We start from the raw sequence: 16,143 nt of genomic DNA on the forward strand, positions 1-16,143 counted from the left end.
ATGGCAATTACAATCGAAACTGGCGCCGGCCTTGCCGATGCCGAGTCCTATGCCAGCGTCGCCGCGGCAGATGCTCGCTGCGTCAGCCTGGGCCTGACCGCCTGGGCTGTGCTGGACGAGGGCGCCAAGGAAATCGCCTTGCGCAGGGCCGCGCAGTTCATGGCCACCTACCGCACGCGCTGGGCCGGCCGCCGCGTATATCAGCGCCAGGCGCTCGACTGGCCGCGCTACAACGTGGTGGTCGACGGTTTCATCCTGCCCAGCACCAGCGTGCCGCTCGACGTGGTCAATGCTTGCATCGACCTGGCAGTGCGCGCCGGCAGCGGCGAGGAGCTGCTGCCTGACCTCGACACCGGCTCGAACGCCATCAAGAAGGATAAGACCGGGCCGCTGGAAACGGAGTACTTCCAGAACACCACGGACGCGCGCGAGCGCTTCGTGGCCGTGGACGCGCTCCTGGCGCCGTACTTCGGCTCGTCCGGTGGCGGCAATTCGATGAAGGTGACCCGAGCATGAGCGCATATCCCGCTGTGAAGATCGACGGCTGTTTCGTCGCTGATAACACCTACAGTGCCGATGGCAAGGTATGGACCGTTACCAACCTAATCGCACGCGCCAAGGATCTGGAGCCGTTCGATTTGCCGCTGGCGGCGATCTATCTCGGCGCCAACGTGTGGGCGGCAGAAAGCTCGCCGTACGGCATGGCCTTCCACATGCGCCGAGCGCTGGACGTCAATACCGACTATCCGATTATTCTCGGCGAAGACGGTTTCATCATGGATGGCTGGCACCGAGTGTTGCGCGCACTGATAGATGGCAAGCCAACGATCAAGGCCGTGCGGTTCTCGAAGACGCCGGCTCACGATTATTTGAAGGCGGAGTAAGGCATGACCGACTACACCAAGACCGCCGCGCGCGCTGACCAGTCACTGCGCCGCAAGGGCGGCATCGTGGTGCTGCGCCAGGTCGTGACCGGCGACTACGATCCTGGCCTGGGCACGGCGCCCACCGTCACCACGGACTACGAAGGCACCGGCGTGAAGATCGCCTACGAGGCCGAGAATATCGACGGCACGCTGATCCAGGCGGGCGACCAGAAGCTGCTGCTGTCGCCGCTGCAGCGCAACGACGTGCCAATGCCGACGCCGGCCACGGCCGACCTGGTGTTGTTCGGCGGCGCCAGCTATGCAGTGAAGGCGGTCGAGACAACCGCACCGGTCGACGTGGCCGTGCTGCATACACTGCAACTCAGGGGGCTTTGATGGCAGGTGCATTTAGCGCAGACTTGACCAAATTCCTCGAACACTTCAACGGCAACGTGGACAAAACCGTTCGCCACACGGTCGTGCTGGCATCCCAGGGTGTGATCATGAATACCCCCGTCGACACCGGCCGCCTGCGTGGCAATTGGCAGTTCGGGCGCGAGTTGCCGCCAGAGGGTGAGCTCGCCTTGCTCGACACATCCGGCGCCGCTGCCATCGCACGGATTGCCGGCCAGGTCACCAGTCTCAAGGCTGGCGGCGAATGCTGGGTCGTGAATAATCTCCCCTATGCCGGTCGTATTGAATATGGGCACAGCCGAGTGAAGGCGCCGCGCGGCATGGTCCGCATCACCCTCGCAAATCTGCCGGCCGCCATCGAATCGTATGTACAGGATCTGCAATGAGTGATGCAATTATCCGGGCCGCCATCGAGTCGCGCCTCGCCGTCTGGGCAAAGGCGCAGTCGCCAGCGATTCCAATCGCCTACGAGAACATGAGTTTCAAGCCAGTGACCGGCCAATGCTATTTGCGCGGCACGCTGATGCCAGCAGGAACGCTAAACCCCAGCTTGGGCGGCGAGCACAGCCGCTACCACGGCTTCTACCAGGTCGATGTGTATGTGCCAGCGAATGGTGGCACTGGGCCATCCAGTGCGCTGACCAAGGCCATCGAGGTGCTGTTCAAACGCCCGACGACGATCCCGGGTAGCGGCCTGAACGTGCGCATCAATCGCACGCCATCGATCGGGCCAGGCCTGCCGGATGATGCTGGGTTCTATATGGTCCCGGTGACAATCCGGTACAGCGCAGACGATTTCAGTTAAATCACCACCCCACCACCAAGGCGCCTACGGGTGCTTTTTTTACGTCCAAAGGCAATGACATGACAATCCAAACCCAAGTACTAACCAAGGTAATGCGCAAAAAAGAGGCGTCCTACGGTGTCCTGCCGGGCGCCACTGGCGCGCGCGAGATGCGTAAGGTCAGCGACAGCCTGCAGTTGAAAAAGAACTCGATCGCATCCAATACCATCCAGACCAACGCACAGCGCCCGCTTCCGCGCCATGGCGGTCGCACCGTCGACGGCAGCTTCGGTTTCGAGTTCTCGCTCGGCCTGATCGAGGATTTCCTCGGCTCGGTGGTGCGCCGCGACTGGACCGCCGTGCCGCCGCTGACAGGCCTGACCGTGACCGCATCGGTGGGCGCGCCGCACTTCGTGCGCTCGGCCGGCTCCTGGCTCGCCGATGGCTTGGCGCTGGGCATGCTGGTGAAATTCTCGGGCTTCGCCACCACCGGAGCGCCGAACAACGGCAAGCTGTTCACGGTTATTGCCATCGACGCACTGAACATCACGGTGGCCGAGCCGGTTGCAGCGGTGGCCAGCTCGGCTGCAATCGGCCTGACGGTGCCCGGCAAAGTCACCTACATCCCGGAAGCCGGCCACACAAACGACAGCTACGCGATCGAGAAATTCTATTCGGCTGTAAGTGAGTCGTATCGCTTCACTGGTCAGCGCGTCGGCTCGATCAACTTCGGCATGAATGCGGATGACAAGGTTTCGGCTGACGTCGCCTTCATGGGCCAGGATCGCAAGAAGGATGCGGTGCAGTACTTCACGTCGCCGGCGGTTGCGGGTGGCGGCGATATGCTGGTGACGCCGTCGGGCCTGGTCGTCATCAACGGCGCGGCGTCGAAGGTCTGCACCAACTTCACCCTGAACATCAATGGCAATGCGTCGGTCGGCAAAACGGTCGGCTCGAACGTCACGCCCGACGTGTTCATGGACATGCTCGACGTGGGCGGCCAGGTCAGCGTGTATTTTGAAGACGGCACGATGGATACCTATTTCGACAACGAGCAGACCGTATCCCTGATCAACCGCCTCGATGATGGCGTCGGCGGCGCGTTCGTTTTTGCCATGCCGGTCGTGAAAATCTCCGGCGGCGGCGAGTCGGGCGACAAGGAAATCATCCGCCAATACGACTATGCGGCCGGGCCCAACCCGTCGGGCGTCGGCGCCGGCAAGTCGACCATCCTGCTCCAAGACACCTCGCTCGTTTAATTCGTCCGATCCGGCCACACGCCGGTTTTCAGGCCGCCAGCTTGGCGTAAGCCACCCCAGCACCGGCCAGGCCCGCTTCGCCCTTCGAGGGGCGGGCGGGCCTGGCACGGGCATTTTTAACTCCCTCGAAGAAAGAAATACACCATGAATACCAACACCGCGCAAAAAATCATCAACTCCGGTTTCGATATCTCCCTGCTGAGCGGCGACGCTGCACCGGTCGAGAAAACGCATCGCGTGTCCGTCCTGTTCGATGACGAAGGCAACCACCGCGCCGGCTTCGACATGGTCGGCAAAAACAGCGACCAGTACCGCGCCGTCATCCGTGAAACCTCGGTCGTGGCCATCAAACGCTCCCAGCAGAAAAAACAGCAGATCGACGCGAAGACGGACGATGGCGCCGGCACGCTGTTCGACCTGGGCGAGGATCGCAACTTCAAGATCGCCTGCGCGGTCATCGTCGGCGCCCCTGGCTTCATGGACAAGGGTGAGCCGGTTGTCGTGACGACGGAATTCCTGCGCGCGGCCTTCACCAAGTTCCCGACCTGGCAAGACCGCATCCTGGCTGAGCTGGAAGCTGACGCCAATTTTTTGGCGATCTAAAGCGGCAACTGCTGGAGTTCGCCGAAGGCTCGCTCAGGCTCGGCGCCCGGCAGAAGGACGGCAAGTCGCTCCAATGGCATTTGGAGCGCGTGCGCGAGCAGACTGGCAAGACGCCACTGGAGCTCGACATTCCACCAGTGCCGCATGAGCTGGTGCACGTGTGGGGCTATTTCATCGAAATGAACCGCAAGCGTCAGTGCAGCATGGGCGTCAGCCCGCTGGCCGATTCGGAAATACTGGCTTGGGAGCGGCGCCACCGCATCACGCTGACGCCGTTTGAGAGCGAATGCATTGATGCGCTAGATGAGGTGTTTCTGGCAAGTGCGAGCGAGAAGTAGTGCTTTCGGCGCGGACGCGGTACTGGTGTATTATTCCGATACGCTAATGTACTGGAGATACCGGGATGGAAGGAATCGGAGTGATAATCGGCATCGCCGTTGTGTTACCTGTTTTATGGGCGATAGCATCCGCAATGTCGGTCGCTGGCGTTAAAAAGAAATTCGCGGATATGGGTGTGCTGACGGGTAAAACTAAAGGTGAAATTTATTTTGCCGTGGGCCCGCCAAATAGTATTTCCGTTATCGGGGAAGGGAAAGAGATTTTGCAATGGCAGAGAACCGGATATCATATTGCATTGATTTTTACCAATGGAATTTGTGACGGAATTTCGCACGAATATTCGGCCTGATAATTACTTTTTTAATAGAGACCTCTAGCTCGCTTCGGCGAGCTTTTTTATTGTGCAGCCACCCTCGGGTGGCTTTTTTTATGGGCAGCCCATGACTGTAGACATCGCGACCTTGCAAATTCGGATTGATTCGAGTGAGACGCAGAATGCCACTCGCAACCTTGAACAAATGAATGACGCTGGCGATCGCGCCGAAACAGTCACCTCCAACCTTGCGGACACCGCTCGCAAGTTGCAGAGTGCTTTGGCGGTGCTGGGTATCGTAAAAATCGTATCGGAAATTATCAAGATGTCCGACGCTTACGATCAGATGACGGCTCGGTTGAAGATTGCCACCAGCAGCACTGCGCAGTTCCTAATTGTGCAAAAAGAGCTGATCGGCCTATCGGAGCGTCAGCGAGTTTCTCTGGAGTCGACAACGGATCTGTATGCAAAGGCAAGTGCAGCAACCGCAGAAATGGGGGTATCCCAAAAAGACATCATAAAGTTCACCGAGGGCGTTTCGGCAGCCTTAATGATTAACGGATCATCGGCCGAGTCCGCTTCTGGTGCGCTGAATCAGTTGGGTCAAGCTTTGGGTGGGGCAAAAATTCAGGCCGAAGAATACAACTCGATTTTGGATGGCGCCCGCCCGCTGCTGCAGGCCGTTGCAAATAATATTGGAGCGACCGGCGGATCGGTTGCGATGCTGACGACACTTGTTCGGGCTGGGAAAGTTGATTCTGCCGAGTTTTTTGCTGCTGCCGTAAAAGGGGCTGATGAATTGATCGCCGCCGGGAAGGAAATTCCCATTACGTTCTCCCAGGCGATTGGCATCGCGAAGGACCGTCTGATGGTATTTGTCGGCGGAATGAATGAATCGACTGGCGTGGTAACGGCAATGTCGGATTCGATTGTTGCTGCATCAAAAGCCATCGTCTTCTTATCCAATCATCTTGATGTTCTCGTGAGTATTCTTGGCACGTTGATCGCCGCGCGGGTCGCTTCATGGGTCGATATCTTCATCTCAAAGCAGTACGCGCTCGTCACAGCAACCCGTGCCGCTGCAGCCGCAACAATTGTCTCGGCGCAGGCGGATGTCGCTGCGACGGCTGCTGCGCGCACGCTCGCGCTTGCGCGTGTTGTCGAGCTGGAGGCTACGGTTGCTGCAACAGCAGGGGGCTCGGCGCTTGCTATTGCAACCACCAGTCTGACCGGGGCGCAAGTGCGCGCGATCGCTGCTGAGGAGGCTCATGTAGCCTCGCTCATGGCATTGTCAGTTGCCCAGCGCGCAGCATCGGTAACTGCTGGTGCACTCACTGGCGCGCTTGCATTGGTTGGCGGCCCTATTGGCGCAATTATTACAGCGCTCGGCATTGGAGCAACTGCCTGGTATATGTGGGGCCAATCGGCTTCTGAAGCAGCGCGAACCGCAGCAGGAGATATGCGGGAAAGCACCCCTGAAATATTAGCGAATATCGATCGGCAAAACGTAAAGTTGCGTGAGCGCATTGCACTAGCACTTGCTGGGCAAACAGAATTGTCAAAAACGGACTCCCCAGCCGCGCAAGCTGCTGCGGAAACGCTCGTGAAATTAAATGCGCTAAGGGAGCGTGGCGCCACATTGACTGGCGTTGAGCAGATTACAGTGGTCGATCTGACCATAATCTATGAGAAGTTGACGGCGGCAATGAAGGAAACAGCCGGACTCAAAACCGAATTGGACCAACTCAATTCCAAAAAAACCACATCCGACTGGATGGTTGAGTACGCCACCAACTCCGAAAAATTGGCCGCCAAGCTGGCCGAGGTCGGCAAGTCTTACAAGGACGGTGTAATTCCTCCGGAGTTGAGAAAGAGAATTGAGGAGAGCTTTGCTGCCCATGACGAGGGGGCAAAAAAAGCAGCGGAGGCACTAAAAGAGGCCACCAAATCAGCCGTAGACTTCATCGCCGCAATGCAAATCGAAACCTCAGAAATCGGCAAAGGCGAAGACCAGCTGCGCATGATGGCCGCCGCGCGCGCCGCCGCGAAAGCACCAACGGCAGCGCTGCGCATGGAAATCATGCAGGGCGCCCTGGCACTCGACACTGAAACCAAAGCGTTTGCCGCGAGCGAGGCGACCAAGAAATCTATGGCTGACGCCACCCAGGCACTGACCGACAGTCGCGCGGCGGAATACGCGGCCATTGCTGGTGAGGTGCAGGCCAACAATGAGGCGATCCTCACCTACGGCCTGTCCAAATCCGCCATCGAGGCGCTGACGCTGGCCCGCATGGAGGACCGCCTGGCGCGCCGAGGCCCGCAAGATCTGGACTTGGACGAGGCCGAAGTCAATCACTTGATGCGGATGATCGGCTTGCAAAAAGAAAAAGCGGCCACGACCACGACGCTCGGCGTGCTCGACACCGGCTCCAGCGTCGCCAAGGCAAAAGAACTGCTGGACATCCTGACCGCTGTCGATGCCGCCACGAAGTCAGCCGCTGATGGTATGGCTGCGTCGTTTGGTCGCGTCGGTAGCGCCATCGGCGGCCTGACGACGGCACTGTCTGGCTATGCCGTACAACAGCAGGCTATTGCAGCGCAGTTGGCTGCGGATAAGGCGGATCCGAAAAACGCCACGAAAATTGCGGACTTGGAAAAGGCTGCGGCACGTAGCAGTGCGCAGGCGAAAATCAAAAGCTACGGCGACATGGCCAGTGCAGCGAAGGGATTCTTCAAGGAAAACAGCACCGGCTACAAGGTGATGGAAACCGCAGAAAAAGCGTTTCGCGCCTACGAGATGGCCATGGCCGTCGAGTCGATGGTCAAGAAGATCTTTTTTAAAGAGACGGAAGTGGCTGCCAACATCGCCCTGAACACAACCAAGGTGGGCGGCGAGGCGGCGGCCAGTGCAGCATCGACCGGCCTGGCGGCGACCGAAGCCAGCGCCTGGGGGATCACCGCCGTAGTCAAGGCCCTGGCCAGCCTGCCGTTCCCGCTGAACCTGGCGGCCGGCGCGGCAACGCTGGCGGCCGTGGTGGCCATTGGCGCCAAGATGCTGGGCGGCACAGGTGGAAGCAGCGTCAGCCTGTCGGAACAACGCCAGGCCGCCAATGGCACCGGCTCCATCCTGGGCGACTCGTCCGCGAAATCGGAATCGATCGCGCACTCGCTGGCCATCATGGAGAAAAACTCCGGGCTGGGCCTGGCGCACACCATTTCGATGGATTCCTCGCTCAAACAGATGGTGGCCGGCATTGGGAACCTGGGCAGCCTGCTGGCGAGGTCGGGCATTACTACAGCCGGCGCTGGCGCGACTGCCGGCATCGCCACCGGCAGCACATCGACGCTTGGCAAGGGCGGCCAACTTGCCCTGTCTGGCGCGGCCACCTATGGCGGCGCGATGTTGGGCGGCGCAGTCGGCAGCGTCCTGACAATGGGCACCATCGGCGGCACGCTGACCACGATGGGGGCGATCGCAGGCCCCATCGGCATGGCCATTGGCGCGGCCATCGGCTTTGTGGTGTCGAAAATGATCAAAACGTCCGTATCGGTCAAGGACTCAGGGATCATGGGCGCGGCCACGTCGCTGGGCAACGTCGACTCGCTGGGCTTCGATGCCCAGGCGTATGCCGACATCAATGTCAAAAAGAAGGCGCTCGGCATCAGCTACAGCAGCAAAAACAGCACGCAGACCGCTGCGCTGTCGGACGAAATGAACGACCAGTTCACCATGATCATCACCAGCATGGGCGACACCATTCGCAGTGCGGCCGACGTGCTGGGCCTGGGTGGTGCTGCGTTCAATGCGCACCTCAATTCGTTCGTGGTCGACCTGGGCAAGATCAGCCTGAAAGACCTGAGCGGCGAAGAGCAGCAGAAAGCCTTGGAAACGGCGTTCTCGAAAATGGGCGACGACATGGCGCGCTGGGGCGTGGCGGATATCGCTCAGTTCCAGTCCGTGGGAGAGGGCTATCTGGAAACCCTGGTGCGAGTAGCCAATGAGCAGATGCAGGTCAATGACGTGTTGGCCGTACTGGGCAAATCGTTCAACGTAACAGGCATTGACGCCATCAACCTGAGCCAGGGCCTGATCAGTGCATCCGATGGCCTGGAAAATCTGACCTCGCGCACCGGGTATTTTGTGCAGAATTTCCTGAGCGAGGCTGAGCAGATGGCGCCGATCACGGCATCTGTGCGCGCGGCGATGGATACGCTGGGCTATTCGAGCGTCACCACTGTCGAGCAATTCAAAAAACTCGTGTTGGCTCAGGATTTGAACACTGGCGCTGGCGTATCGATGTATGGCCAGCTGATTGCCCTGGCCGAGCCGTTCAAGAAGGCCGCCGATTACGCGGCCGAATTGGCAGCCGCCACCGGCAATTTTGCCGCAGTGGCGAAAACGGCATCCGAGATCGCCAGCGAGCACCGCGACCTGCAGCAGCAGCTGAACGAGCTGACGAAAAGCGAAAACGAATTGCTGGCCATCCAGCGTGCCGGCATCGCCGACGTCAACAAAGCGCTGTTCGACCAGGTGCAGGCCGCGAAAACGGTGGTGACCGCCAAGGATGCGCTGGCCAAGGCCTACGACACCGAGGCGGCAGCTGCCAAGACTGCGCTCGACAAGTCGAAATCGTGGGTAACCACGCTCAACGGCCTGAACGCCAGCATGGCGCTGGGTGCCCAGTCCACGCTGACGCCGGAGCAGAAGTATGCCGAGGCGCGCGCCCAGTTCGAGAAAACCCTGGCGGCTGCGAACGCCGGCGACAGCACGGCGCAGTCTGGCCTGTCTGCCGCTGAGCAGGCGTTCCTGACGGCCTCGCAGGTGGTCAACGCATCGGATGCCAAATACGTGGCGGATTACGCCCGCGTGATGGCCGCCAATGACGAGGCGATGCGATGGGCCAGCACCCAGGTCGACGTGCAGCAAGCCAGCCTGGACGCGTTGACGAAACAGGTTTCGGGCCTGATCACCATCAACGATTCGGTGCTGACGGTGGCGCAGGCCATCAGCAACTTGCAGGTGGCTATGGGCGTGTCGACTGGCTTGGGCGTGAAGTTCGACGGCTCGCATGCTGGCGGCCTGACCAGCGTGCCGTTCGACGGCTATTCGGCCGAGCTGCACCGCGGTGAGGTGGTGGTCGACGCGCAGGCGGCCGCCGCCATGCGTCGCTACTTCGGCGGCGCGCCGAGCCAGGGCGGTGGCAACACGGATGCGCTGGTGGCGGAAATCAAACTGCTGCGTGCCGAGGTGGCGGCAGGCCGTGCCGACGCGGACAAGCAAACCGGCGCCGTCGTCCAGGCCACAGTTGAATCGAACGCCAGCGCTGCCAAGACGGTGGTGTCGGGCGTCGAGAAATCGGCCAAGCAGTCCGCCTGGGCTGCTGCAAATGAAAAGGAAAAAGCGTATGTCTGATGATCAGTTTTTGGCGTGGCTGCAAGATCCCGCCGCCGCTCGCATGGTGCTGATCGAGGCCCAGGTCGACGTGGCGGGCGTCGAGGTGACGCGGTATATCGCCTCGCGCCTGTACACCACCGGTCCGGCCGACACGCCGGCCAACATCGAATACCAGCCGCTGGCCACCGGCGGCCTCGCGTTCACCGAGCAGGTCAGCCTGACTGGTGAGGCCGGGTTGTCCGGCGGCGATATCGAGCTGGACAACGCCGACGGCGCGCTGGACGGCTGGCTGGTCGACGTGTGGTCCAATCGGGCGATCCGCGTCTGGGTCGGTGATCCGGCCTGGCCGCGCGCCGACTTCCGCCTGGTGTTCGACGGCATCATCGCCGACGTAGGCGTGTCGGGCCGCGAATCGATCAACCTGGCGCTGCGCGACAAGCTCCAGCGCCTCAATACGCCGATCACCGAGGCCAAGCTGGGCGGCGCCACGCAGAACAAGGATTCCATCCTGCCGGTGCCGTTCGGCGAATGCCACAACGTCACGCCGCTGGCCACCAATCCGGCCGCGCTGGAATATGGATTTCTCGGCGCGGTCGAGTCGATCGCCGAGGTGCGCGCCAACGGCAAGCCGGTGTCGGCTGCGATCAACAATGCGACCGGCCGCTTCACGCTGATCACGAATCCGCTGGCCCAGGTGATCACCACCAGCGTGCAGGGCGACAACGTGGCCGGCTACGCGCCACGCATCGCGCCGCTGGTGCAGCGCATCGCCACCGGCTACGGCAAGGTCAGCGACCGATTCACTGCGGTCGATTTGGACCTGGCCAACTTGTCCGCCTTCGACGCGGCCCACCCGCAGCTGGTGGGCCTGTACGTGGCGGACCGGACCAACCAGGCGCAGGCCATCCAGCAGCTGGCCGCCAGCGTGGGTGCGCAGGCGATTATGTCGCGTACCGGCCAGCTGCGCCTGGTGCAGGTTGCGCTGCCTGGCCTGGGCGTGCCGGTGGCGATCGGCCCTGACCACATGCGCGAGCGCAGCCTGCGCCCGGTGCAGCGCCTGCCGGTAGTGGCGGCCGTGAAAATCGGCTTTGACCGTAACTACACGGCGCAGGCCAGCCTGACCACCAGTATCCCGCCTGAGCATGCGGACCTGTACGCCACCGAGTGGCTGACCGAAACCGTGGCCGACGAGGCCGTGCGCGCGCGGTACCGGATCAGCGACGACCCGGTGCAGATTGATACCTGCCTGAAAACCCGCGCCGACGCGCATGCCGAGGCCGCGCGCCGCCTGGCCTTGAACAGCGTGCCGCGCACCATTTACGAATTTGACGGAGAACCCGAGATGATGATGCTGGAACTGGGTCAAGCCGTGACGCTGACCGATGAACGCTATGGCCTGCAAGATGGCGCGCCTGGTGTGGTGGTGCTGCTGTCGCGCTACTGGCTGACCGGCCGCGTGACCGTCGGGGTGATGGTTTGAGCGCCCTGGGCGGTGAGCGCGACCGGCTCATCATGAATACGGTGCCGCGTTATTTTGTGTCGGTGGTGGAGAAAACATTGCTGCTGCAGGCGAGTACACCGGTGTTTGCCGTCAGCCGGACCGGCAACCCTACGCCGGCAGCGATCACGATCACTGCGGAACTGGTGAGCATTACCGGCACTGTGGAATTCAGCGTGTCTGCCGGCGCGGCGCTGGCCGTCGACGGCAAAGTGGCCACCTTGCGGTTTGTGGATATGTCGGTCGATGTGGCCTTCGTGCAGGCCAAGGTCAAAGACGCCGAGTCCGGCGTCGAGTTTCTGCGCTCGGCCGTGATCAGCAAGGTGTTCGACGGTGCCAATGGCGCCGCCGGTGCCGATGGTGCAACTTACTACACTTGGGTCAAATACGGCGACAGCGCGGCCGGTTCGGGACTATCAGATAACCCTGCAGGAAAAGACTTCATCGGCCTGGCCTATAACAAAACCACGCCCGTCGAGGGAGTGAGCCCAGCCGATTACACCTGGTCGTTGATCAAGGGTGTCGACGGAGTGCCTGGCGCACCAGGCGCTGATGGGAAAACGACGTACACGTGGATCAAATATTCCGACAACCCGGACGGGTCGGGGCTGTACGACGTGCCGACGGCTGCGACGCTGTATCTGGGGCTGGCGACCAACAAGACCACTACGATTGAAAGCGGCAATAAGGAAGATTACGTCTGGTCGAAATTCCGGGGCGATCAGGGCGTGCCGGGTACTGCGGGTGCGGCTGCGCCGACGCTTTATACCTGGGTGAAATACGCCGACTCGGCCACTGGCGCCAGCCTGTCCAACGATCCGACTGGCAAGGCCTGGATCGGGCTTGCCTATAACAAACTGACGCCAGTGGAGAGCCTGTCTGCAGGCGATTACGCATGGTCACTGATTCGTGGCGCTGATGGCGTGCCGGGTACCGACGGTGCAAATGGCCTGCCTGGCGTGAAAGGCGCCGACGGCCAGACCTTTTACACGTGGATCAAGTATGCGGACGTCCAGGACGGCGCCGGCATGTACGACACACCGAACGCCAATACGCTGTACCTGGGCTTGTCTACCAATCGCACCAGCCAGGCCGAGGGCAGCAACCCGGCCGATTACGTGTGGTCGAAATTCAAGGGTGACCAGGGCGTACCCGGCACGGCGGCGCCGGCGCTGTACACGTGGGTAAAGTACGCGGACAGCGCCGCTGGTGCAGGCCTGACCGATAACCCTGCTGGAAAGGCATTCATCGGACTGGCCTACAACCAGACAAATGCAATAGAAGGCACAGATCCCGCGCAGTACAGTTGGTCTCTCATCAAAGGTGCGGACGGCGTAATTGGCCCCAAGGGTGCTGATGGGCAATCGCTCTACACCTGGGTCAAGTACGCCGACGTTGCCGACGGCACCGGGCTGTACGACGCTCCTGGGCCGAACACAATGTATATCGGCCTGTCCGTCAATCGACCCGTCCAGTCCGAGAGTGGCAACAAGGAAGATTACGTCTGGTCGAAATTCAAGGGAGATCAGGGCGTGGCCGGCACGACTGGGCCTCAGGGACAGCGCGGCACCAAGACGGTGGTGACTGGCGGGTACTCGACCTGGTCCGATGCGTCGGCCGCAGCCGAACTGGCCGCCGCCGGCTTCGGAGCGCCCATCAACCGCGATGTGGTCACGCTGTACGGTCCGATTGTTTCCGCGCCGACGTTCACCATGACCAAGTTTTTCGATAACGGGAGCTGGCTCCCCATGGGCACGCATATCGACGGCGGGCTGCTGGTCACGGGCACGGTTGCCGCCGCAGCGATGTCCGTCGATCGACTGTCCGCCTTGTCTGCGAACCTGGGCAATGTCAATGCTGGCGATATGTATGGCGTATCGATTCGCGGAGGATCATTCGCGGATGTTAACTGGCCGGCGACTGGAGGCGGGTTTTACCTGGGTCCAGACGTTTTCCGGATGGGGAGTTACCCGACCGGAAAATATTTTGAGGTGTATCCGTCGGGCGACCTGCGTGCACCTGGATTTTCCATTATTAACGGGAGCGCCGTTTTTGGTGGCGAGTTGTCCGGTGCCACCGGATCGTTTTCCGGCAATTTGTCCGCAGCATCAGGCACGCTGGGTACGATCACGGCCGGCTATTTGCGCAATGCCGCCAATACGACATATGTGGACCTGAATGCGACCGGCAATCAAACGTTTTTATACGCCGGCGCCGGCAAAATTCGGCTCACTGCTGATGGGAGCGGGGAGTTCGCCCGCGCGATTATTTCGGAGCCGAATGTCGTGCGGAAGGGGGTAAAGCCGATATCGGTAGGCTGGCGAGATAACACTATGCCGTTCACAGACTACATCGACACTGGCGAAACATTTTCTGAACTCTGGTACGACGCACCCTCTGCTACCTACATTGGCAATGCAACGCTCGCTGGCGGCTTGGCAGAGTCAGGCGGACTCTCTGGCTATGTGGAAACCACGATTGTCGTTGGCGGTGGTCTGTACACAAGCGCGCAAACACCAGTCGGTCAGCGAATCTACTTGCGCGTTACCTGGACGCCAGGCGATGGCACGGGTCGCATCAACCCGGCGGCGATTGCATGGAAACTGGTAAAGGTTTAAAAATGACGAATTTACGCATCATCCACGACAACGCCGCCGACCGCGCGGTACTGACGGCCGCCAGCCAGGCCGGCGCGCTGGGGCAGGCCAATCTGCAGCGCGATGCCAAGGGCGCGGTGCTGCGCGCCACCAGCACGGCGCAAACCATCACCGCCACATGGCCCACGCAGGAGTGCATCGCCTGCGTGGCGCTCATTTTCACGAACATGACCAGCAGCGCGCGCATGCGTGTGCGTGGCTATGGCCAGCCAGGCGACGCAGTGCCTGCAATCGACACGGGCTGGACGATGCCGTGCCCCGAGGCGCCACTGGAATCCTATCCGTTCGGCGAGCTGCCGCTGGGCTGGAACGCCTATGCCTGGGGAGGGACGAACACCTGGGCGCGCGGTGGTGGAGCCGATGCCGTGGCCTGGTTCGCCCCGGTATTCGTGCGCAGCCTGGTGATCGAGGTGTATTGCCCGGACCTGCCTGCCGGCTACATCGAGATATCGCGCCTGGTGGCCGGCAATTACTGGTCGCCCGAGTACAACGCCGAATATGGCGCCAGCCTGCAACTGCAGGACACGACCGAGGTCTACCGCACCGCCGCCGGCACTGCCAAAACAGCTGTGGGCACCACCAGCGACAAATTGGCAATCAACCTGGCGCACCTGACGGCGCCTGACCGGGCGCGCCTGATGCGCATCCTGCGCGAGTGCGGCCCGGTCCGGCCACTGCTGTTCAGCCTGTTCCCTGAGCATGCAGATCCGGTGCTCGAGCAGGACCACATGCTGTACGGCCGTGTCGCCAACCTGGACGCGGTCAGCACGCCGTACTACGAAACCTATGCAGCGCCACTCCAGATAGAAGGGATTTAATAATGGCCAGTAAATTTACAGCCGGTATGAAAAACGTGGTCGAGGTACTCAACCAGATGTGGGACGCATTTGCGGCAGGGCCGTATAACGCGCTGCCCCTGACAGGCGGAACGCTGACGGGGCCATTGACGGCGCAAAAGGCCACCGTCAACGCCGGGCTAATAGTCGCAGGTGGCGATATCTCCACGGGCCAGAAGCTCATGGTGGCCTGGAGTGACACTGGCGGCGGCAGTATTCAAACCTACGCTGGAAAAGCGTTGTCAGTCAATGTCCTGGGAAACAATTTTTTAGTTGGCACGACTACCGATAATGGCTCTGACAAATTACAGGTTGAGGGGTCCGCCAAAGTCGCCATCACAGGGTCTGAGGGGGCTCTCGTGTTCCACGCTGGAGTCAGGGGAACCAACTCCTCAGTGATCCTCTACGCTGGTGATGGAGGAGCGCCCAGCTACCCCCCGTCTGTCATGTATGTGGCAAAAAACTCAATTACGATCCGGGGAATTACCACGCCCGGTACAGTTAATACCATGGGCAACGATTACGCCGAGTACATTTTCAAATCCACCCAGTGCGGAATAGTTGCCAGGGGCCAGATCGTTGGCATCACAGCAGACAACACCATCACCGACCAGTGGGCCGATGCCATCATGTTCTCCATCAAGTCGACGGCGCCGTCGTTCGTCGGTGGCGATACCTGGGCGAATGGCCTCGGGCCACGCCCACAGCCGCAGGCTGGCCCGGCGCCGACGCCACCGGCGCGCCGCGCCGATGTGGTCGAGCGCCAGCCGCTGCCCGGCACCGAGCCGCAGGAGTATCAGGACGTGCTGACGCCTGGCGACACTGATGCCGAGTGGGCGGCCAAAAAGGTGGCCTACGCTGCTGCGCTGATTGCGCACACCGCCGCCGCGCAATTGGACGCCCAGGCCATGGCCACATTCGACGCCGCCCTGGAGGTCGAGCGCCAGAAAGTGGACCGCATCGCGATCGCCGGCCGCGTGCCGGTCAACGTGATGGGCGCCCGGCCTGGCGATTACATTGTGCCGGTGCAGGATGGCGAGGGCATTGCGGGCATCGCCGTGCATGCGGACGATATCACCATGCCGCAGTACCTGCGTGCGGTCGGGCGTGTGATCTCGATCGAGCCGGATGGCCGAGCGTATGTGATGGTCAAGGCTGTGTAACGAATTCAACGCTCCA

The 16,143-nt window shown here is 61.2% G+C and carries 14 protein-coding genes; all 14 read left to right on the forward strand.

Annotation, left to right across the window (positions count from 1 at the left end; genetic code table 11):
• The gene (locus tag Q8L25_RS17555; protein ID WP_308920587.1) at nt 1-516 is read left to right on the forward strand and encodes a DnaT-like ssDNA-binding protein; all 516 of its coding nucleotides are present in this window, start codon (nt 1-3) and stop codon (nt 514-516) included.
• Nucleotides 513-884: a hypothetical protein gene (locus Q8L25_RS17560; protein ID WP_308920588.1), complete on the forward strand. Its 372-nt coding sequence runs from the start codon at nt 513-515 to the stop codon at nt 882-884. Before Q8L25_RS17555 ends, Q8L25_RS17560 begins: the two co-directional genes overlap by 4 nt.
• Nucleotides 885-887: 3 nt before the next feature.
• Nucleotides 888-1,262, forward strand: a complete 375-nt coding sequence (locus Q8L25_RS17565) for a hypothetical protein (RefSeq protein WP_308920589.1) — start codon at nt 888-890, stop codon at nt 1,260-1,262.
• A 23-nt stretch (nt 1,263-1,285) separates the two neighbouring features.
• Nucleotides 1,286-1,666: a hypothetical protein gene (locus Q8L25_RS17570; RefSeq protein ID WP_308920590.1), complete on the forward strand. Its 381-nt coding sequence runs from the start codon at nt 1,286-1,288 to the stop codon at nt 1,664-1,666.
• Entirely contained in the window at nt 1,663-2,085 is a 423-nt protein-coding gene (locus tag Q8L25_RS17575) for a DUF4128 domain-containing protein (protein WP_308920591.1), read from the forward strand. The genes Q8L25_RS17570 and Q8L25_RS17575 overlap by 4 nt, the downstream gene beginning before the upstream one ends.
• A 59-nt stretch (nt 2,086-2,144) precedes the next feature.
• Nucleotides 2,145-3,323: a phage tail tube protein gene (locus Q8L25_RS17580; RefSeq protein WP_308920592.1), complete on the forward strand. Its 1,179-nt coding sequence runs from the start codon at nt 2,145-2,147 to the stop codon at nt 3,321-3,323.
• A gap of 144 nt (nt 3,324-3,467) precedes the next feature.
• Entirely contained in the window at nt 3,468-3,926 is a 459-nt protein-coding gene (locus tag Q8L25_RS17585) for a hypothetical protein (RefSeq protein WP_308920593.1), read from the forward strand.
• A gap of 89 nt (nt 3,927-4,015) precedes the next feature.
• A complete protein-coding gene (locus Q8L25_RS17590; RefSeq protein ID WP_308920594.1) occupies nt 4,016-4,264 on the forward strand; it encodes a hypothetical protein in 249 nt (82 codons plus the stop codon).
• 65 nt (nt 4,265-4,329) lie between these two features.
• Complete coding sequence (locus Q8L25_RS17595) at nt 4,330-4,614, forward strand: hypothetical protein (protein WP_308920595.1); 285 nt, start codon at nt 4,330-4,332, stop codon at nt 4,612-4,614.
• A gap of 91 nt (nt 4,615-4,705) precedes the next feature.
• A complete protein-coding gene (locus tag Q8L25_RS17600) occupies nt 4,706-9,991 on the forward strand; it encodes a tape measure protein (RefSeq protein WP_308920596.1) in 5,286 nt (1,761 codons plus the stop codon).
• Nucleotides 9,984-11,453, forward strand: coding sequence for a hypothetical protein (locus Q8L25_RS17605; protein ID WP_308920597.1), 1,470 nt, complete (start codon nt 9,984-9,986; stop codon nt 11,451-11,453). The genes Q8L25_RS17600 and Q8L25_RS17605 overlap by 8 nt, the downstream gene beginning before the upstream one ends.
• Nucleotides 11,450-14,089: a hypothetical protein gene (locus tag Q8L25_RS17610; protein ID WP_308920598.1), complete on the forward strand. Its 2,640-nt coding sequence runs from the start codon at nt 11,450-11,452 to the stop codon at nt 14,087-14,089. The genes Q8L25_RS17605 and Q8L25_RS17610 overlap by 4 nt, the downstream gene beginning before the upstream one ends.
• 2 nt (nt 14,090-14,091) lie before the next feature.
• Nucleotides 14,092-14,946 (forward strand): hypothetical protein, encoded by an 855-nt coding sequence (locus Q8L25_RS17615; RefSeq protein ID WP_308920599.1) that lies wholly within the window; start codon nt 14,092-14,094, stop codon nt 14,944-14,946.
• Nucleotides 14,947-14,948: 2 nt separating this feature from the next.
• Nucleotides 14,949-16,127, forward strand: a complete 1,179-nt coding sequence (locus Q8L25_RS17620) for a hypothetical protein (RefSeq protein ID WP_308920600.1) — start codon at nt 14,949-14,951, stop codon at nt 16,125-16,127.
• The last annotated feature ends 16 nt before the right edge of the window (nt 16,128-16,143 follow it).

The organism is Janthinobacterium sp. J1-1 (genome assembly GCF_030944405.1).
GTDB lineage: Bacteria > Pseudomonadota > Gammaproteobacteria > Burkholderiales > Burkholderiaceae_D > Janthinobacterium.